At 65.2% G+C, this 18677-nt stretch carries 18 protein-coding genes; 3 read left to right on the forward strand and 15 right to left on the reverse strand.

The genetic code is table 11. From position 1 onward, the window contains the following. Positions 1-79: 79 nt before the first annotated feature. The 11 genes from hemG (P4L93_05920) to rnd form a co-directional block, all read right to left on the reverse strand. Positions 80-1570: a protoporphyrinogen oxidase gene (gene hemG, locus P4L93_05920; protein MDR3686471.1), complete on the reverse strand. Its 1491-nt coding sequence runs from the start codon at positions 1568-1570 to the stop codon at positions 80-82. A gap of 88 nt (positions 1571-1658) precedes the next feature. Further along, complete coding sequence (gene hemG, locus P4L93_05925) at positions 1659-3170, reverse strand: protoporphyrinogen oxidase (GenBank protein ID MDR3686472.1); 1512 nt, start codon at positions 3168-3170, stop codon at positions 1659-1661. Positions 3171-3247: 77 nt separating this feature from the next. Next, positions 3248-4216, reverse strand: a complete 969-nt coding sequence (hemH, locus tag P4L93_05930) for a ferrochelatase (protein MDR3686473.1) — start codon at positions 4214-4216, stop codon at positions 3248-3250. A gap of 7 nt (positions 4217-4223) precedes the next feature. Next, positions 4224-5303 (reverse strand): uroporphyrinogen decarboxylase, encoded by a 1080-nt coding sequence (gene hemE, locus P4L93_05935; protein ID MDR3686474.1) that lies wholly within the window; start codon positions 5301-5303, stop codon positions 4224-4226. 215 nt (positions 5304-5518) lie between these two features. Then, positions 5519-7513, reverse strand: a complete 1995-nt coding sequence (acs, locus tag P4L93_05940) for an acetate--CoA ligase (protein ID MDR3686475.1) — start codon at positions 7511-7513, stop codon at positions 5519-5521. Positions 7514-8119: 606 nt separating this feature from the next. Further along, the gene (locus tag P4L93_05945) at positions 8120-9712 is read right to left on the reverse strand and encodes an ASKHA domain-containing protein (GenBank protein ID MDR3686476.1); all 1593 of its coding nucleotides are present in this window, start codon (positions 9710-9712) and stop codon (positions 8120-8122) included. Position 9713: 1 nt separating this feature from the next. Beyond that, a complete protein-coding gene (locus P4L93_05950) occupies positions 9714-10070 on the reverse strand; it encodes a histidine triad nucleotide-binding protein (GenBank protein MDR3686477.1) in 357 nt (118 codons plus the stop codon). A 30-nt stretch (positions 10071-10100) separates the two neighbouring features. Beyond that, positions 10101-10397: an exodeoxyribonuclease VII small subunit gene (gene xseB / locus P4L93_05955; protein ID MDR3686478.1), complete on the reverse strand. Its 297-nt coding sequence runs from the start codon at positions 10395-10397 to the stop codon at positions 10101-10103. Next, positions 10394-11668: an exodeoxyribonuclease VII large subunit gene (gene xseA, locus P4L93_05960; protein ID MDR3686479.1), complete on the reverse strand. Its 1275-nt coding sequence runs from the start codon at positions 11666-11668 to the stop codon at positions 10394-10396. The genes xseB and xseA overlap by 4 nt, the downstream gene beginning before the upstream one ends. Positions 11669-11771: 103 nt before the next feature. Continuing rightward, the gene (locus P4L93_05965; GenBank protein ID MDR3686480.1) at positions 11772-12512 is read right to left on the reverse strand and encodes a zinc metallopeptidase; all 741 of its coding nucleotides are present in this window, start codon (positions 12510-12512) and stop codon (positions 11772-11774) included. Between the two features lie 60 nt (positions 12513-12572). Next, positions 12573-13739 carry a ribonuclease D gene (rnd, locus tag P4L93_05970; protein ID MDR3686481.1) on the reverse strand — a complete coding sequence of 389 codons (1167 nt, stop codon included), beginning with the start codon at positions 13737-13739 and terminating at the stop codon, positions 12573-12575. A 145-nt stretch (positions 13740-13884) separates the two neighbouring features. Here rnd and P4L93_05975 point away from each other — a divergent pair, with 145 nt between their 5' ends. Next, positions 13885-14790, forward strand: a complete 906-nt coding sequence (locus tag P4L93_05975) for a diacylglycerol kinase family protein (GenBank protein MDR3686482.1) — start codon at positions 13885-13887, stop codon at positions 14788-14790. A gap of 34 nt (positions 14791-14824) precedes the next feature. Here the strand turns inward: P4L93_05975 and P4L93_05980 are convergent, their stop codons facing one another. Both P4L93_05980 and P4L93_05985 read right to left on the reverse strand, forming a co-directional pair. Then, positions 14825-15598 (reverse strand): TerC family protein, encoded by a 774-nt coding sequence (locus tag P4L93_05980; protein ID MDR3686483.1) that lies wholly within the window; start codon positions 15596-15598, stop codon positions 14825-14827. An 82-nt stretch (positions 15599-15680) separates the two neighbouring features. Further along, positions 15681-15989, reverse strand: a complete 309-nt coding sequence (locus P4L93_05985; GenBank protein MDR3686484.1) for a hypothetical protein — start codon at positions 15987-15989, stop codon at positions 15681-15683. 73 nt (positions 15990-16062) lie between these two features. Between P4L93_05985 and P4L93_05990 the strand changes: the two genes are divergently transcribed. Next, positions 16063-16815 carry a hypothetical protein gene (locus P4L93_05990; GenBank protein ID MDR3686485.1) on the forward strand — a complete coding sequence of 251 codons (753 nt, stop codon included), beginning with the start codon at positions 16063-16065 and terminating at the stop codon, positions 16813-16815. 21 nt (positions 16816-16836) lie between these two features. On the opposite strand, the gene P4L93_05995 is transcribed toward P4L93_05990, so the two are convergent. Together P4L93_05995 and P4L93_06000 are read right to left on the reverse strand one after the other, a co-directional pair. Beyond that, positions 16837-17649, reverse strand: a complete 813-nt coding sequence (locus P4L93_05995) for a serine protease (GenBank protein ID MDR3686486.1) — start codon at positions 17647-17649, stop codon at positions 16837-16839. A gap of 21 nt (positions 17650-17670) precedes the next feature. Further along, positions 17671-18348, reverse strand: coding sequence for a hypothetical protein (locus P4L93_06000; protein ID MDR3686487.1), 678 nt, complete (start codon positions 18346-18348; stop codon positions 17671-17673). 100 nt (positions 18349-18448) lie between these two features. Between P4L93_06000 and P4L93_06005 the strand changes: the two genes are divergently transcribed. Beyond that, a partial coding sequence (locus P4L93_06005) for a hypothetical protein (GenBank protein MDR3686488.1) occupies positions 18449-18677 on the forward strand: 229 nt, incomplete at its 3' end.

An 18677-nucleotide genomic window follows, 5' to 3' on the forward strand; every position in this document is an offset into this window, starting at 1 on the left:
AAAGGGCCGCCACTGGCGGCCCTTTCGAGTATGTCTGAGCACGGGCGCCCCTCGGGAAGCCTGCGCGCGGGACGATAGACTAGCGGGAGCGGGCGGGCTCCTTCGGGTCGTCATAGTCCACGCCGACATCGGCGAGCACCTTCGTCACGCCCTTTTCGCCGCTCTCGATGCAGTTGGGCAGCCCGACGCCTCGAAACGCCCCACCCGCAAGCGCCAGACCTGCGATCGTCTTCTCGCGCTCCTCGATGAAGTCGACTCGGTCGAGATGGCCCATCGTGTACTGCGGCATTCCGCCATCCCAGCGGAAGAAGCGCGACCACAGCGGCTTGGCCGCCGGATTGATGCCTAGGATGGCGCGCAACTCCTTCTCGACGACCGGGAGCAACTCCTCGTCGGACTGCTCCATGATCGCCTGGTTGTTCGGCCCACCCACGAAGGCGCGTAGCAGCACTTTGCCCTTGGGCGCACGCCCCGGCCACTTGGTCGACGAGTATGTGACCGCGAGAAGCGCGCTGCGCTCCAACGCCGGACATAGAACGCCGAACGCGTTCAGGTCGATCCCGATCTCGTTCTCGTTCCAGGCAAACGAGACCGTCGCCGAGGAGTTCGACGGAATCTCGGCCAGCTTGTCGGCTATGTCTGAGTCGATGGCGCGCACAAGCGACTCGGCGGCCCACGACTCTGTCGCCAGAATAACCGCGTCGCCTGCCTCCGTCGTGCCGTCGCCAAGAGTGGCGGTCCAGACGCCGTCCTCGGACTTGCTGATGCTCTTGACCTCCACGCCCGTGCGAATCTTTTCGCGACCGGCGAAGTCCGCCATTGCCTCGGTGAACTCGTGCATGCCCCCGGTAAACGCCGTGAAGAACGTCCGCGGATTATTGGGATCGGGCGGATGTTTCTTCTTCATCTCCTCGGCCATGCGGCGCTGGGCCAGGAAGCCGGTGATCATGTTGCCGTACTTCTGCTCCATCTCGAGCAGGTTGGGAAACGTCGCCGCGAGCGACATCTGCCCGGGGTCGGAGCCGTGCACGCCGCCGACGAGCGGCTCGGCGAGGCGATCGAGAATCTCTCGGCCCATCCGTCGGACGATGAAGTGCTCGAGCGTCTCGTCGTTGAACTCGCCCGGAGCGAGCTTCTTCTTGGGGATGAAGAGGTCCATGCCCGCACGGAACTTGCCCGGCCAAGAGAACAGGCCCGTCGTGGCGAAGGGCAAGAACTTGGTTGGTGCGAACTGCATCACGCCATCCGGCATCGGATAGAGCTTGCCGTTCTTGAGGATGAGCGTCAGCTTGCGCGACTCATCGGCAGGCATCTTGTCGCCGTCGATGCCACACAGCTTGGCGATGCGGTGCATGGCTGGCTTCATCGTGAGGAAGCTGTCAGGGCCACCGTCGACGATCCAGTGCCCGTACTCGTCGTTCACCAGCTCGCCGGCGATCTTGCCGCCTACGCGCGAATCGCGTTCCAGCAACACGAAGTCGACGTCGTTGCCGGCCTCTGCGGCTCGTCGGACCTTCATCGCCGCCCCAAGGCCCGCAACGCCGCCACCTATGATGATGACCTTCTTCATGTGCTTCCTTCACCTCGTAGTCGCCCTCGCGGATTCGCGCTCGAGTGTGCACAGCGTCGCGCTAGGCGACGCGGATCTACTCCCGCAATCAGTAGAGCCTCTTGGGTTGCTCGGCGTCTTCCTCAAGCGCGATACCCCACTCACCCAGCACCTTGGTCACGGCCTTCTCGCCAGAGTCAAGGCAGTTCGGCACGCCCACGCCGCGGTAACCGCCACCGGCCAGCGCGAAGCCGGGAATCTCGGCGGCACGTGCCTCCAGTTCGTCGACTCGATCCAAGTGTCCCAACGTGTACTGCGGCATGCCACCCTCCCACCGATATACGCGCGCAAACAGCGGCTTCGCGTTAACGTTGACGCCCAGCAGCTTGATGAACGCCTGGCGCGCGATCTCGATGAGTTCCTCGTCGCTCTTCTTGATGATCTCCTGGTCGCGCGGGCCGCCGACGAATCCCCGCATCAGCACGCGGCCCTTCGGCGCCCGGTCGGGCCACTTCGACGACATCAGCGAGATGCCGGTCACCGGCTCGTGCTCGACGGCGGGCGACAGAATTCCATGCCACTTCTTGTCGAACGGGCAGTCGGCCTCATCGAGTCCCATGAGAATGGTCGCCGAGGACGAGCACGGAATGGTGGCGAGCAGGTCGGCCGTGGGGGCGTCAAAGCCGCGCACGAGCGGCTCGGCGGCCCAAACCTCGGTCGCAAGCACGACGGCGTCGCCCTCGAGCACCGAGCCATCGGTGAGCAGAACGCGCCACGTGTCCCCCACGTGCTCGATGCGCGCAGCGCCAACGCCCGTCCGGATGTTCTCGCGCCCCGCTGCGTCGGCCATCTTGTCGGTGAGGTATTGCAGCCCGAGCAGGAACGAACTGAAGAACGTCCGGCGCTTGGCGCCGGGCTTGGGTGGATACTTCTTCTTCATCTCCTCGACCATCTTGCGCTGGGCGAGGAAGCCCTTCACGAGCGAGCCGTACTTCTGCTCCATCTCGAGCAGGCTAGGGTACGTGGCCGCAAGCGACATCTCGGCGGGATCTGAGCCGTTGACTCCGCCCACGAGCGGCTCCGCCAGCCGGTCGAGACTCTCGCGGCCGAGGCGACGCACCACGAAGCTCTCGACAGACTCGTCGTGCTGCTGTGCCGTCTCGCCGGGGGCCCACTTGGTCTGCACGGGCATGACGAGGTCGAGCGCCATGCGGAACTTCGCCGGCCACGAGTACAGCTTGGTCGTGGCCATCGGTACGATCTTTGTGGGCGCGAACAACATGATGCCGTCGGGCATCTCGACGAGCTGCCCGCCTTTGACGATGAACGTCTTCTTGTTCTCCTCGAGCGTTGGCGTCTCGTCGTCGAAGATGCCGAGCAGCTTGGCGACCCGATGGACGGCCGGCTTGTCGGTGAGGAAGGAGTCGCTGCCCCCGTCGACCACGAACGTACCGCGACCGTCGGGGTCTTCAACGATATCGGTTGCGAGCTTGCCGCCCAGACGCAAGTCCTTCTCAACCAGCGTGAAGGCCACCTCATGGCCGGCCTCGGCCGCACGGCGGATCTTGTAGGCCGCGCCGAGACCGGCGATTCCGCCGCCGATGATGATGACGTGCTTCACAGGCGATGCTCCTTCGTCACGTTGCACCAACTCGTCGCGAACGCCGAGCCTTGGAGGACACAGTGATACTGCTTGCCCTAGACGAGCGCGGCCACCGAGTCGGCGAGTACGTCCAAAAGGGCGTCGTCGACGTTGGGTACGGCAGCTCGTACAAACGGGATTCCAAGCTCGGCTGCGCGCTTCTTAACTACGATGTCGAGGTCCCAGAGGGTCTCCATATGATCGGTCATGAATCCGATCGGACACACGACGACTCCCGGTTCATCGAGCTTGGCCGCCCCCTCGAGCAAGACGTCCAGCTCCGGGCCGAGCCATGCGCCCGGCCTAGCGCCTTTCGACTGGTAGACGAGGTACCAAGGATGCGGGCCGTCGTCGCTGCCCAGCGTAGCGAACTGCTCGCCGAATCGCGCGCCCGCATCGGCGGACGGGGCAGCAAGCCCCAAGAGTCGCGCGACGTTGCGAGCGGTGGTCTCGATGCCGCTCACATACGGATCGTCGGCGACGAGGTCGGAAAGCGGCAGGCTGTGCGCCGAGAACGCCACGACGGCTGCACCCGGCAGCTGCGCGAGCGCCTCGGTGACGCTGCGCGCGAAGAACTCGGCATACGCAGCGTGAACGGCAGCCAGAGGCGCCTCCACGAGGTGCACGCAGGGGTGCTCGGCGAGTACCGGCGCGATTGCCTTGCGGTACGCGCCCGTAGCGATCTCGGACTCGAACGCCGAGAGCGAGAGAGCCACGATGCGGTCGCAGCCCAAAGCCACCAGTTCGGCGACGGTATCGGCGATGTAGGGCTCCCAATAGCGCATGCCCACGCGCACGGGCACGTCGTAGCCGTGAGCGGTGAGCCGCACTTCGAGCGCCACGGCGATGCTGTCCGCGATTTCGAGAAGCGGCGAGCCGCCCCCGATCGCTTCATAGTGCGACTCGATACGGGCCAAGAGCTCCGGTGACGGGACTCGTCCCATCAGGTTCAGCATAAACGGGCCAACGTCTGCGACCGTCTTCGGCCCGCCGTAGCCCTGCAACAGAACGCCGGTGCGTGCCATGGAGGTTCTACGCCCCCGCGCCGGCGCGGATGCGCTCGGAGTGCTCGTGCACGAAGCGGATCATCGTGCGCGCCTTCTCGGGATCGCTGGTCTTGTGGATGCCGTGGCCGAGGTTGAAGATGTGGCCCGGACGCGTACCGACGGCTTCGAGGATCTCGACAACCATCTCCTCGAGCTGCTCGTCGGGCGCGAAGAGCGCGACCGGATCGATGTTGCCTTGGATGCCGAACTTCGGGTCGATCTGCTCGACGGCCTTCTTCATGTCCAGACGCCAGTCCACGCCGATGATGTCGCCGCCAGCCTTCTGGGCCAGGTCAAGCATCGAGGTGCCGCCATTGGGGAAGTAGATGACCGGCACTCCGCCGACAGGAACGACCTTGTCGCCGTGTGCCTTGACGGCGGCCAATACGCGCTGCGTCTGCGGAAGCACGTATCGCTCGTAGTCACGCGGAGCAACGTAGCCTACCCAGCTGTCGAACAGCTGGACGACCTGAGCACCCGCGTCGATCTGCATCTTGAGGTAGTCGATGGTTGTGTCGGCAAACTTGGAGAGCAGCAGCTCCCACGCCTCGGGCTCGGACCACATGAACGCCTTGCAGTTCTCGTAGTCGCGCGTGCCGTGGCCCTCGACGGCGTAGCTCGCCAGCGTGAACGGGGCTCCGGCAAAGCCGATCAGCGGCACCTTGTTCACGAGCTCGGCCCGCAGAATCTTGATGATCTCCTGCACGTAGCCGGTGTCAGCGATCGGGTCGGCCACGCCGAGCTTCTTGACGTCAGCAACGGTTCGCACCGGGTTGTTGATGACCGGGCCCTTGCCGCTGGCGAACTCCAGATCCAAGCCCATTCCCGGAAAGCCGACGAGAATGTCGGAGAACATGATCGCCGCATCGACGCCCACCAGGTCGACCGGCTGCATCGAGACCTCGACAGCAAGCTCCGGCGTGCGGCACATCTCCAAGAAGCCGTGCTTGGAGCGGATATCGCGGTACTGCTGCATGTAGCGGCCGGCCTGTCGCATCATCCAGACGGGCGTGCGCTCGGTGGGCTCGAGGCGGGCGGCGCGCAAGAAGAGGTCGTTGTAAGCCATGCGTAGAGGTTCCTTTCACTGCGGAATCCTTGGTGGCGGGTCACGCGTGCGCATGCTCGCGGGCCGACGGCGATTCTACCATGCAGGTGCGCCCCGCCGCCCGTGGTGACAAGTGTTACAACTCGCGACAAACGGCACCTTCCCGGCGACAAACGGAGCCCCGACCCGCGGTTAGCGGATCGGGGCTCCAGGTCGAAGCCGTGCTATCGCGAGAACTACTCCACGTTGGGCGCGCCCGAGACGATCGTATCGACCACGCTGGGGTCGGCAAGCGTCGTCGTGTCACCGAACTGGCTCATGTCGCGTTCACCGGCAGCAACCTTGCGCAGGATGCGGCGCATGATCTTGCCCGAGCGGGTCTTGGGCAGGTCCGGAACGAGTTGGATGTGATCCGGTGTTGCGATCGGGCCGATCTCTGAGCGCACGTGACCCCGTAGGATCGAGACTGTATCAGCGGAAGCCTCAGCGTTGGCCTTGAGGATGACGTAGGCGTAGATGCCCTCACCCTTGATGTCGTGCGGGAAGCCGACAACGGCGGCCTCAGCAACCAGCGGGTGCGAGACGAGAGCCGACTCGACCTCGGCCGTACCGAGACGGTGGCCGGAGATGTTGATGACGTCGTCGACGCGGCCGAGCAGCCAGTAGTAACCGTCGGTGTCCTTGCGGCAACCATCCCCCGTGAAGTAGTAGCCCGGGAACTGAGAGAAGTAGACCTCTTTGACGCGCGAGTTGCTGGGGTCGCCCCACGTGCCGCGCAGCATACCCGGCCACGGGAACTTGATGCAGAGGCGCCCGCCCTGGCCCACCGCAGTCTCGGACTGATCCTCGTTGAGGATGATGGGCTGGACACCAAACATTGGCTTGGTCGCCGAGCCGGGCTTCATCGGCGTGGCGCCCGGCAGGTTCGTGATCATGTGGCCACCGGTCTCGGTCTGCCACCACGTGTCGACGATCGGCACGCGCTCACGGCCGATGTTCTTGTAGTACCACATCCATGCCTCGGGATTGATCGGCTCACCAACGGTGCCGAGGACGCGAAGCGTGGACAGGTCGTACTTGGCCGGCCACTCATCGCCGGCTTTCATGAGGGCGCGAATTGCAGTCGGGGCCGTGTAGAACTGGTTGATGCCGTGCTTGTCGATCATCTCCCAGAAGCGACCCGGGTTGGGATAGCTCGGAATGCCCTCGAACATGACGGACGTGCCCCCGAGCGAGAGAGCACCGTAGACCACGTAACTATGGCCGGTGATCCATCCGATGTCGGCCGTGCAAAAGAACACGTCATCCTCGTGATAGTCGAACGTGTACTTGAACGTCATCGTCGTGTAGACGAGGTATCCACCGGTGGTGTGAAGCACGCCCTTGGGCTTGCCCGTCGAGCCCGACGTGTAGAGGATGAAGAGCGGGTCCTCGGCGTCCATCCACTCGATATCGCAGTGGCGTCCGATGTCGTCGGCGCGCATCTCCTCGTGGTACCAGAAGTCGCGACCCGGCTCCATATCGACCTTGTTCTGGGTGCGCGAGACAACGATGCAGGTCTCGACCGTTGGGCACTCGAGCAGAGCCTCGTCGGACATCGCCTTGAGCTCGATGGGGCGTCCGCCGCGCAGACCCTGATCGGCGGTGACGAGCATCTTGCAGCCGCTGTCCTGGATGCGGTCGCGCAACGAACTCGGCGAGAAGCCGCCGAATACGATCGAGTGGATGGCGCCGATACGGGCGCAAGCAAGCATCGCGATGGCGAGCTCCGGGATCATCGGCATGTAGATCGCGACGCGGTCGCCCTTCTTGATGCCGTGCTTCTTCAAGACGTTGGCGAACTTGCACACCTTGTAGTAGAGCGACTGGTACGTATAGATCTTGCTGCGGCCCTCGTCAGACTCCCAGATAATCGCGGCCTTGTTGCGACGGCCGTCGGTGAGATGACGATCGAGGCAGTTGTATGCAACGTTCGTCTTTCCGCCCTTGAACCACTCGACCTTGGGGGTATCAAACTCCCACTCGAGAACCTTGTCCCAGGGCTTCTCCCAGTAGACAAGCTCCTTGGCCATGTCGGCCCAGAAGCCTTCGGGATCGCTCACTGAGCGGTCGTACATGGTCTGGTACTCGTCCATGTTCTTGATCCACGCGTGCTCGCTTACCCAAGGTGCGGGCTGGACGACAACGCCTTCACCCTGCACAGACTCGAAGCTCTTGGACTCGTCAGTCATTGACGGCCTCCTGTCTTTCATCGACGGGATTCCCTAATGCGCACGCGTTCCGCTTGAGCGCCGGACCGGAACGCGTATCGCAGCCCCAGCGCGGGGGCCCGAGCCGATACTACCTGCCAGAAGTACGAGTTCCCCCCACATGGTCGGGTGGACGGCGCAAAGCCTTCGGTCAACGGCGTCCCCTCTGTTGGATGCCCACTTCCCGCCTCGCCGAGCACCGCTCGCGGCACATCTCCTACCGTGTGGCGACAGTCGTGAAGAAACCGTGGATTATCGTTGTAACAAATGTTGCAGACGTACTTTCCGAGGAGTATGTTGGCTCCAATACAGTTTCCCTTCCCTAAGTAAGACGCCGCTTCCGGGGGATCCGGACGGCAACCGGCACGGGCGATTCGCGACCGGCATCGCGTTCAGCGGCTCCCAGGCAGACCGCAAGCCCGACATGAGCTCAGGGGTAGTAATCCAGGGAAGGATTAAGGAAGCCTCGGCCCGAAGGCCGGGGCTTCCGGCTATCTAGAGACAGGTTGTCGCACCGGGCGCAGTCACCATGCTCGAGTCGTGCCGACGACCGCAGCCGACCGCCAGCCTCACCAGAACGGGGCCGTCTTACGCGTCGTACGGGCGCAACTCCGTCGCAACGATGAAGTCGGCACTGAACTCGGCGTCGGCGGCCAAGTCGACGTGCACGGCGCGGGCAGCGGTCTGCGCCGCAATGTCTGACAGGCCGGAGTCGAGCGCCATCGCGGCGGCACCCTCCAGCGCAGCGTTGCCCACGCGCCGGATCTTCGACGCGGTGTTGCTCGGCAACACCCCGATGGCCACCAAGTCCGTCGGCTCCAATGCAGCGCCGAAGGCGCCCGCGACCAGCAGTTCGCCCAGCTCGCCCGCCGAGATACCCGCATGGCGCAGCAGCGTCTCGATGCCCGCGCGAACCGCGGCTTTGGCCAGCTGCAGGGCCCTCACGTCGAGCTGGGTGAGCATGATGAGCGGGGCTCCGTCGGCCGAAAGTCGCACGCCAAGCACGCCAGCCTCGTCGCGCGCAAACTGCGGACAGAGCGGGCCGTCTGCGAGCATGGCGCCGTCGGGCGCAACGTGGCCGACTGCCAACAGCGCAACAATCGCCGAGACAAGGCCCGCGCCGCTGAACCACCGTGGCTCGGCATCGCCGATTACATGCAGACGCACGGCACCGTCGAGGATCTCAACTCGATCTACCGCGCCGGCGATCGCGGGGCCGCCGCACGAGACGCCGACGCCCTCAAACGCGGGGCCTGCAGCCGTTGACGATACGAGCAGACCGTCGGGCTTGGCGAGCACGAGCTCGGCGTTCGTGCCCAGATCGACCAGTAGCATCGGCGCGTCGACGTCCACGAGTCCTGCGGCCACCGTGGCTGCCAGCGCATCCCCGCCCACGAAGGCAGCCATCGGCGCTACAAGGCTCGCCTCGGCTCCAGGTGCGATTGCTTCCCGCAGAGCCGAATCCGTCGCGAGCGGTTCGCCGCCCACGGGAGGAGTGAACGGGTGCGACGCGAGGCTCGTCACATCGGCGCCCATTAGCAATGCAGCCATCGCGCTGTTGCCCGCGACCACCAAGCGTTCGATGCGAGACACCTGTGCGCCCCCCGCTTCGCCGGCAGCGCGCAACGCAGCGAGCGCCGAGTTCTCGGCGAGGATCCGGAGCGCGTCGGACTCGCCGCTCAACGACGCCGAGATGCGCGACAGCACGTCAGCGCCGAAACTCGACTGCTGGTTTGCGACTGAGCCGCGAGCGAGCTCTCGGCCACTGTCAGCCTCGGCGATGAGTGCGGCGACCGACGTGGTCCCAAGGTCGATGCCCGCGACCAGCGCGACGTCTCGAGACGGCGGAGCCGCAGCTCCCAGAGCCGCGGCAGGTCCGGCGTCGTTCGCAGCTGCACCGGCGTACAACGGCCGCACCTCAACGGCCCCTGCGACACGCGCGCGACATGCGAGGCGCACCCCGAGGGGCGCGCGGGCGAGCGCGCGGGTCTCGACCTCGTCCGGCGACTCAAGCGCGCCCGCGACGACTCGTACGCCGCAGCCACCACACACGCCTCGGCCAGCGCATGGGGCTGAGAGCAACACCGACGCCGCCTTGGCGGCCTCAGCGACCGTCGACCCGGGCTCGACCCAGATGGTCACTCCGGCTGGCGAGAACGTGACTGGGACGCGGGGTGGCACGTCAGGCTTCCTCGGCGAACAGAACCATACCGTGGCTCATTCGACGCCCGCCCAGGATGTGAACGTGTAAGTGCTGAACGGTCTGGTTTGCGTCCCAGCCGTTGTTGACTATCACGCGATAGCCGCTGACGCTGACGCCTTTGATGCGAGCAACCTCGCTCACCGCCGAGAACACGGCGGCCAGAACGCTCGCGGGCACGTCGTCTGAGAGGTTGCGATAGTGGGCCTTGGGGATGACGAGCGTGTGCACCGGCGCCTGCGGCGACAGGTCGTCGAAGGCTATGACGTCGTCGTTCTCGAAGACAGGCGTGCTCGGAATCTCACCCGTCGCGATCTTGCAGAAGATGCAGTCGTCCATTGGTCTGGCTCCTCCTGTAGTCGTCGTCGGCTAGAACGGAACCTCTTCACTTGTCAGACCGGGCGCCGCGGGAGAGGGTGTCTGCGCGGGTGCGTCAGCTACGCCTGTCTCCTCCTCCAACTCGCCGATCAGCATCGTGACCTTCTGCTGCGCGTCATCGAGCTGGGCCTTGAGCGATTTGAGAAGGCTCACGCCGCGCGTGTAGCGTTCCATGCTCTCCTCGAGCTCGAGCTGTCCGCCTTCGAGCTGCGCCACGATCTTGTCGAGTTCAGCAAGTGCCTCGCCGAACGACCGCTCCGATGGCGCCGCGCATGTTGGATCGCTCATCTTTCCTCCTTGAGCTGGGTGGATGTCACAGTTGCGTCGATGAACCCATCGCCGACCCGCACCGAGACTGCATCGTCGACGTTCACAGAGCCGACGGCTTCGATCACGGTGGTCCTGTCGGCCGCATACAACACTGAGTAGCCGCGTCCGAGAATCTTGAGAGGAGAGAGGTCGTCAAGCCTCGCCGCCGCCAAACCGACTCTCGCCTGCTCGTGTTCGATGATTCGCGGGCCGATCCGAGTCAGCCTCTCTCGCGAGTACGCAAGCCGTTGCGCGTCGCGCGCGATACGCTCGGGCAGCGCCCGCGCAAGTCGCACTGCACGCAGATCAAGCGCCTGTTCGGCCACGCCAAGAACCGCGTGGGGGTCGCGCAGCACGGGCCGCTCGGCCAGTCGCGCGACGCGTGCTGCAGCGGACTGCACGCGATTCTGCAGCGCGCGCGCAAGCGCCCGCCGCTCGCGCTTGACGACGCCCATCAACTCCTCGAGCGATGGCGCAACGGCTTCGGCGGCGGCGGTGGGTGTGGACGCTCGCAGGTCGGCGACCATGTCGGCGATGGAGTTGTCGGGCTCGTGGCCGATTCCGGTCACCACGGGCACTGGGCACCTGGCGACGGCGCGCGCAACTTCTTCGGAGTTGAACGGCATAAGGTCTTCGTAGGAGCCACCGCCTCGTACCAGCAGGACCACATCCGCCGAGCACAGCGACGCTGCCCTGAGTCCCTCCACGATGGCGGCCGGTGCTCCCTCGCCCTCCACGGCAACGCCGGCCACAAGAAGCTCGGCGAGCGGATAACGACGGCGCAGGGTCCGCAGCACGTCGTGGATGGCCTTGCCGCGCGGCGAGGTAACGACCGCGATCCGCTGGGGGTAGCGGGGCAGCTCTCGCTTGCGCTCCGGGCGCATGAGACCGTCCGCTTCGAGCTTGCGGGCCAGTGCCGCGACCTGGAGACGCAGGTTGCCCTCGCCCGCCAGGGTGAGCGAGCGGACCGTGAACTGCATGCGGCCCTTCGGCACATACGCCGAGAACGCACCTGACAACTCGACCAGCATGCCGCAGCGAAGCGACACCCCACTCGCTAGGTACTGGTCGCGCCACATCAGGCACGGCATGGCGGCACCGCCATCGGAGACCGTGAAGTACGCCGCCTTGTAGCCCGGCTTGTCGTTGAACTCCGAGACCTCGCCCACGACCCGCACGCGCACGCCTTCGAGCGCCTGCTTGGCGGCGGTCATCGCCTCAGTGACTGTCAGCGCTCGATCTTCGGCCACGGGACTCCTCTTGGATTCGTTGGCCCATTCTACCAGCAGGCTCTGACACGCACTGGGGCCGCTAGCAGCGGCCCCGGGGTTTGATTCAAGATGTCCGTCCTTGCTAGTTCCGGCGCAAGAATCCCAAGTAGTACAGGAACTGCAGCGCAGCGATCAGCGCCGCCGCAACGTATGTCAGCGCTGCCGCCGTCAGAACCTTGCGAGCGCCACCCAGCTGCTCGGAGTCGAGCATCCCGGTGGACTCGAGGGTGGTCAGCGCACGCCGAGAGGCGTTGAGCTCGACCGGGAGCGTCACGATCTGGAACAGCACCGCGAAGCCGAAAAGCGCGATGCCGACGTAAGCAATCCCGATGCCCAGCGGCATCGAGCCCAAGAACACCGCGCCGATGATGACCATCCAGATGCCGGCGCCAGAGCCAAACGACGCCGCGGGCACCAGCGCCGAGCGCAGCGTGCCCCAGATGTAGCCCTGCGCATCCTGCACAGCATGCCCGGCCTCGTGCGCTGCAACGCCGGCAGCGGCAACGGTCGAACTTGCGTACACGGGCTCGGAGAGATTCAGCGTCTTGTCGCGCGGGTCGTAGTTGTCCGAGAGACTGCCGCCGATGGCCTGAATCCTCACGTGCGGCCGCCCGACCTGCACGACCTGCTGCGCGATGGCTGTGTTGTCGGCGTCGATGCCGTTGGCCTGCAGCACCTGCGACGCAACCTGCGCGCCCGTCATCCCGTTGCGCAGAGGAACCTGGCTCCAAGTCCGAAACGTGGACTTGATGTAGCTCTGGGTGGCCAAACCGAGCACCGTCGAGATGATGATCAGCATGAGCCACGAGGAGTTCAGAATCATTGGGGCCTCCGTCAACTTGGCCCGGCGCTCATCACCGGCCGGTCGCAAGAGCGTTGCGGTCTACTTACCCTCGGCGGCTTTCGCCGGGCGGGCCTCGATGACCAGATTGCCGTCTTTGAGCCGCATGGCAAGCGTGCCGTCGAGCAGAGCGACCAGCTCGTCGCCGACCATGGTGCGGCGCCATCCCTCAAGCAAAGGGCTTGCCTCCCGCTCGCCTCCGGCGAGACGCTCGAGATCGTCGCGCGAGGCCAGCAGCGGCATGGCCACGCCGTGCTCGCGAGCGCGCGTGCGAACGAGCGCGATCATGAGGTCGACGGCCCCGTCTACGTCGCCTTGCACGCGACGACGCTTCGCGATGACGGGCAGGTCGGACTCGAGCACGGCCACGCCAGCAAGAACCGCTTGGAGCACACCCTTCTGGGCGCCTCGGCCGATCTTGTCGCTGACTCCGCGAATCCCTGCGAGCTCCTCGGGCGTCTTGGGGGCTCGGCGCGCGATCTCGACCACGCTCTCGTCACCCAGCACCCAGCGCTTCGGGACGTCTCGGCGCTGCGCCTCGATCTCGCGCCACGCTGCAACCTCGCGCGCGACCGCCAGCTGGCGACGGTTCAGCGAAGAGACGCGTTTGACTCGGCGCCACTGCTCGGAGGGCAAACAGGCGTACGTCGCCGAGTCCTCCATGCGCGAGAAATCGGCGGAAAGCCACGCCAGCCGACCTTCCTGCTCGAGCTCAGCGACGAGGCGGCGATACATCTCGGGCAGGTAGCGCACGTCGTTGAGGGCGTACTCGACCTGCGTGTCGGACAGTGGGCGCTTGGCCCAGTCCGTGTACGTGTCGCCCTTGTCCAGAGTCACGCCCATCATCTCTTTGACCAGCGCACCGTAGCCCACCTGCTGCGGAAAGCCCGCGAGTGTGGCAGCGACCTGCGAGTCGAAGACGGGTGCGGTGGCCTCGTTGAGAAGGCGGTAAAAGATCTCCAGATCCTGCGAGCCGGCGTGAAAGACCTTCACTACGTTAGGGTCGACCATCAGGTCTCGCAGCGGCGAGAGATCCTCGATCACGAGAGGATCGACGATCGCCGCGACGTCATCGGAGGCCAGCTGGATCAGGCAGAGCCGAGCGAAGTAGGTTCGCTCACGCATGAACTCGGTGTCGACCGCAACTACCGGAGAGGTCCTCAACTGGCCCACGAGTTCGACCAGGGCTTGCGTATCCGTTACGTACAAGCGGCTCGTGCTCCTAATGCCAGAGGATCGGCAGGTCGTTGTCTTCAACGGCCTCTTATCGATCGCTCAGTGGACTATTATCAGGGTAAACGACCTCGGCGTTGCTGGCGAGGTCGGGCACCTTCCAACACAAAGGGCTTCCCACGTGCGCATTCTCGTAGTCGTGAACACTCGCTCGGGCGGCGGCGACGCCGGCCTCTACGACTACGTCCGCGTCCTGGGCGGCAGCGGCGCCGAGATAACCATGCGCTTCTGCGACGGCGACCGGGTGCTGGGCGACCTCGTGCACGATGCGGCGCACTTCGATCGCGTCGTAGCAGCTGGCGGAGACGGCACCGCCTCAGCGGTCTGCTACGCCATGCGCGACAGCCGCGTGCCGGTGCTCGTCTATCCCGCCGGGACGGCCAACCTGCTCGCGCAGAACATCGGGATGCCGGTCGAGCCACGCCACCTCGCCGAGACCACGCTCGAAGGCCGCGTCACCCACTTCGACCTTGGCGAACTCGAAGTGCCCAGGGGGATTGGCGACGGCGTGACCAAGCGAGGGTTCACCATCTTGGCCGGCGCCGGCTACGATGCTTCGATCGTCGAAGGCGCCAAGCCCATGAAGGCCAACATAGGCGCCGCAGCCTACTGGGTCTCGGCGGTCTCGAACCTCATGCCTACGGCAGCGCACTTCCACATCGAGCTCGACGGCCAGGAGCTTGTCACCGACGGTATTGGAGTGCTGATAGTCAACTTCGCAAAGCTGCAGTTCGACGTTCCCTTGGCCCTCGGTGCTGACCCGCGCGATGGCCTCTTCCAGGTAGTGGTCATCCGGCCTCGGAACGTCGCCGAGCTCTTCCCCGCGGTCGTCGCCAGCATCTCGGGCGCCGAACACCTTCCGGGGATCGACGTCTACGTCGCGGCGCGCGTCACGGTGCGTGCCGAGCCGCCACTCCCCATCCAGTACGACGGAGAGATGCTCGACGCGTTCACGCCGTTCACCGCGCGCATCCTGCCCCACGCAGCCAGCTTGCTCCTGCCGCCCGACTCGATCTACGCCGAGTAGCCTCGGGCACGGCGGAGGTGACGCGCGCAGACCCCTACCGGTCGAGCGCGCGAGCTGCTTCTCGGCGTTCCAGGTTCGCCTCGTAGCGCATCTGGATAAGTTGCACACCCAGTGCGAAGAACATCGCGCCGTACACGACCGCCTTGGGGACATCGAAGCCAAGCGCCTGGCCGGTCAGGAGCGTGCCGATCATCAGCAAGAACGACAGCGCCAGGATCTTGAGCGAGGCATGCTCGTTGATGAAGTTCGAGACGGGATCGGCGAAGGCCACCATGACGATCATGGCGATGACGATGCCGGCGACCATGATCGGGATGTCGTTTACCATGCCCACGGCGGTGATCACAGAGTCCAGCGAGAAGATGACGTCCATCAACGCGATGTTGAGCACGACGAGCGCGAGGTTGCGCGGGACGCCACCCTCGCGAATGCCTTCATCGCCCAGTTCTACCTTGTGGTAAATCTCGCTTACGGCCTTGTAGATCAGGAACAGGCCACCGCCCATCAGCACGATCGACTGTCCAGTGAGCTCGAAGGCGCGGCCGTTGACGTTGATCCAGCTGATGGTGAGGAGCGGCGTGGTCAGCCGGGCGATCCATGAAATCGAGAACAGCAGCATCAGGCGCGTCACCAGCGCGGCGGCCAGGCCCAGTTGCCGAGCCGACTTCTGCTGCGCCTTGGGAAGGCGTCCCGTGAGGATCGCGATGAAGACGAGGTTGTCGATGCCTAAGACGATCTCGAGCATGGCGAGCGTGAGAATCGCAATCCAAGAGGCGGGATGCGCGAACGTAGACAGAATGCTTCCCACGTGACCTCCCGACCCGGGCGCGCAGTGCGCCGCTCAAACGACGCCGCACAGTATACGTGAGCGCCGTCATCGGGACCCGAGCCTAGGAGCCGCCGTCTCGCTTGGTCAGATAGTCGATGATGCTTTGGCGCTGCTGGTCGGTCACCTGCAGCCCGTGAGCCTCCATGCGGGCTATCGTGGCGCTCCACCCGTTGCGGTCCTTGTGTGCCGAGGCGACCCTCTCGGGCGGATGGCACTGCGTGCACAACACCGAGACCAGCCCCGCACCGTCTGTCGGCGGCACGCTGGCCGCTGCACTGGCCGAAGAGCCTGAGGCGCATCCGCCAGCCAGCGCAGCGGCCAAGGCAAGCGGGAGCAGGGTGGCTGTGAGGGCGACCCTGGCGCGCGTCATTTCTTTTCCTCCTAATCGGGGGCGGTCGGGTATCCTTCGTGTGTTCCTACCCACCCGCGTACGAAGGCCGCCCATGAACTCCCGCCGCTCGGAGCTCCTCGTCCTGCTCGTGCTCATCGTTGCCGGAGTAGCCCTCTACGCGGTCCGGTGGGTCATCTTCGCGACACCTGAGTACCACAGCGAGATGTGGCGCTTCCTGCTCGGGGACGTTGCGTTCCTCTTTCTGCAGGTGGCCATCGTGACGATGCTAATCGACCGCATCCTGCGCGTTCGCGAGAAACGCGCGATGCTCCAGAAGCTCAACATGGTCATCGGCGCATTCTTCTCCGAGGTCGGGACCGAGCTGCTGGGCAAACTCGCAGTCGCCGACTCTTCGCTCGGCGAAGTCCGAGACCAACTCGTTCCGGCCGCCAAGTGGCAGGCAGCCGACTACGGGAAAGCACGTGCGGCGGTAGACTCCCACAGCGCCAAGATCGACCTTTCGTCCTGTGACCTGTACGAACTCAAGGCGATGCTCGTCCGAGAGAAGCCGTTCCTTCTCGGGCTGCTCGGCAATCAGGCGCTGCTCGAGCACGAGTCGTTCACCGAGCTCCTCTGGGCGGTAACGCACCTCGCCGAGGAGCTCGACGCGCGTGGCGACTTCGAGGGGTTGCCGCCAGCGGATCGCATCCATCTGGCTGGGGACGTAAAGCGCGCGTTCACGCTGCTCACCGGGCAGTGGCTCGAGTACGTGCGCCACCTGCAGACGGCCTACCCTTACTTGTTCTCTCTAGCGGTTCGGCTCAACCCGCTCGATCCGGGTGCATCCGTCACCGTCCAGGAGTAGCCGACCCGCGGCGCGAGCCGCCTAGCCAAAGACGTAGGTCGCTCCCACTTGATCGAGTAGCCCGACAACCTCCGAGATGTGCGTCGCGGCACCAACGTTGAGGAACTGGCGCTCGGTCACAACCGTCTCCCCAGACTGGAAGCCCGCGTCAAAGCCCAGGTCGAGGTGGGTGGTGTGCGACTGAATGCCGCAGACGCGCCCGTTGGTGTCGAGCAGAGGGCCGCCACTTTGGCCCCGCAGGCCAGGCGTCGAAGTCTCGATGAACGTCGCCGTCTCGTCGCTGCTCTCCGCCGATATGCGGTGGAATCGCGCGACGATGCCGTCCAGAGCAAACGACGGCACCGGAAACGCCTCAGGCCCGAGCGCGAACTCGTGGCGCTCGGCGTCCCAGCCGGCCGCGATGTCGTGGAAGGGGTAGCCCAGACGGCACACCGACATCCCCTGCTCGATAGGATCGCGACTCACGTCGCGTAGCAGCGGGAACTGAGCGATTACCGTGGCGTCGAAAGGCTCGAGCCGCACGACGGCAAGATCGCACAGCGGGCGCACCGTTGCCTCTACCAGTCGAGGGTGCGTCTCGGAGAAGCCCGGAACCGCCCAGATCTCGACGTGATCGGTACAGACCTGATCTCCCGGGTTCTCGGCGGCGGACAGGGCCTCGGCCTCGACGGCCAAGATCTCGTCGACGAGGTGGCTCGAGGTCAGAACCCAGCCTTGCGCGTTGAGAACCACGAACGCGCCCATCGTGGAGTAGACGTGGCTGCACCGGCGTCGGCGCAGACCGACGTATGGGAACGTGAACTGGGCGGCCGTGCGAACCGCGCTCGTGAACATGCCGGGTTGCCCGCCGCTGCGTTAGCGCGGGAAGGCCGGGTGCGAGGGGTTCTTGATCGAGCCGTCGGTGTCAACGTAGCCCACCGACGTCCCGCTTACGTACGGCGTGTTGTTCAGACCCTTGGCGGTCTTGTTGCGATAGACGAACACGTCGACGGCCTTGAGGCCATCTTCGGACGGGAAGGTCGCGCGCAGCGTCGCGGTCACCCACGGGGTGTGCGGAGCGACCAGATCCATCGCGTCGATCGTGACGACCGAGTACTTGATGTCGCTCGTGTCGCCGCCGGCAGCTGAAACGAGTCGTTTGACGCCGCTGCTGTCTTTCAATGCGTCGAGCAGCTTCGTGTACTGCTCTTTGATGAGCTTGTAGCGCTCGTTCTGCTCGGCAGTTGAGTTGATCTGCTTGCCGCCGCCAGCATCGTCCCAGTCGATTCCCGCGTGGTAACCCCAGTCACCGCTGGTCAGGATGGGATCGGCCGGCTTTGGCGCAGGCTCTGCCGCAAAGGTGTTCTCCACCACGGGCGTCGCAGGGGTGGATGTCCCGGGCGTGGCCGTGGAGCTGGCCCCCACCGAGGCGCCCCCGGGCTTGGGAGTCGTCACCGACGGCGTTGAGGCGCCGCCGAGGAGCGACGTGCACCCCGTCGAGATGACGGCCACGACCGCAAGCAGGCACGCGGCGAGCCGGAGTTTGGCGTTCATCGGTAGAGCCCCCGTTCGATTCTGCATGGCTACCAGTATCTACTTATCGGCATTGTCGCAGTCCGACGCAAGAGTTGCAGCCTGACGCAGTGGACTTCGTGTGTCCAAGCGCACGTTCGAAGCGATCCTCGCCTTCGCCATCGCGGCTGACGGCACTAGCGGCCATGCGACCGCCACCACGCCGAGCACGAGCGAGAACAGACGCTTCTTCGTCGAGCCCCCCCAATGGGATACCGACCGCCTCTCATACGCACAGCATCTCACGCCGGGACGCCAAGCGGGCAGAATCGTTCGGCGCCGGAACCGACTCGCCGGCGGCGGGCTCGCCG

Source organism: Coriobacteriia bacterium (assembly GCA_031292615.1).
Lineage (GTDB): Bacteria > Actinomycetota > Coriobacteriia > Anaerosomatales > JAAXUF01 > JARLGT01.

What these genes read in the sequence shown, in the direction of transcription:
- hemG (MDR3686471.1), bottom strand. Translation starts at nt 1,570, where the DNA reads ATGAAGAAGGTCATCATCATAGGTGGCGGCGTTGCGGGCCTTGGGGCG.
- hemH (MDR3686473.1), bottom strand. Translation starts at nt 4,216, where the DNA reads ATGGCACGCACCGGCGTTCTGTTGCAGGGCTACGGCGGGCCGAAGACG.
- hemE (MDR3686474.1), bottom strand. Translation starts at nt 5,303, where the DNA reads ATGGCTTACAACGACCTCTTCTTGCGCGCCGCCCGCCTCGAGCCCACC.
- acs (MDR3686475.1), bottom strand. Translation starts at nt 7,513, where the DNA reads ATGACTGACGAGTCCAAGAGCTTCGAGTCTGTGCAGGGTGAAGGCGTT.
- P4L93_05950 (MDR3686477.1), bottom strand. Translation starts at nt 10,070, where the DNA reads ATGGACGACTGCATCTTCTGCAAGATCGCGACGGGTGAGATTCCGAGC.
- xseB (MDR3686478.1), bottom strand. Translation starts at nt 10,397, where the DNA reads ATGAGCGATCCAACATGCGCGGCGCCATCGGAGCGGTCGTTCGGCGAG.
- P4L93_05965 (MDR3686480.1), bottom strand. Translation starts at nt 12,512, where the DNA reads ATGATTCTGAACTCCTCGTGGCTCATGCTGATCATCATCTCGACGGTG.
- P4L93_05985 (MDR3686484.1), bottom strand. Translation starts at nt 15,989, where the DNA reads ATGACGCGCGCCAGGGTCGCCCTCACAGCCACCCTGCTCCCGCTTGCC.
- P4L93_05990 (MDR3686485.1), top strand. Translation starts at nt 16,063, where the DNA reads ATGAACTCCCGCCGCTCGGAGCTCCTCGTCCTGCTCGTGCTCATCGTT.
- P4L93_05995 (MDR3686486.1), bottom strand. Translation starts at nt 17,649, where the DNA reads ATGTTCACGAGCGCGGTTCGCACGGCCGCCCAGTTCACGTTCCCATAC.
- P4L93_06000 (MDR3686487.1), bottom strand. Translation starts at nt 18,348, where the DNA reads ATGAACGCCAAACTCCGGCTCGCCGCGTGCCTGCTTGCGGTCGTGGCC.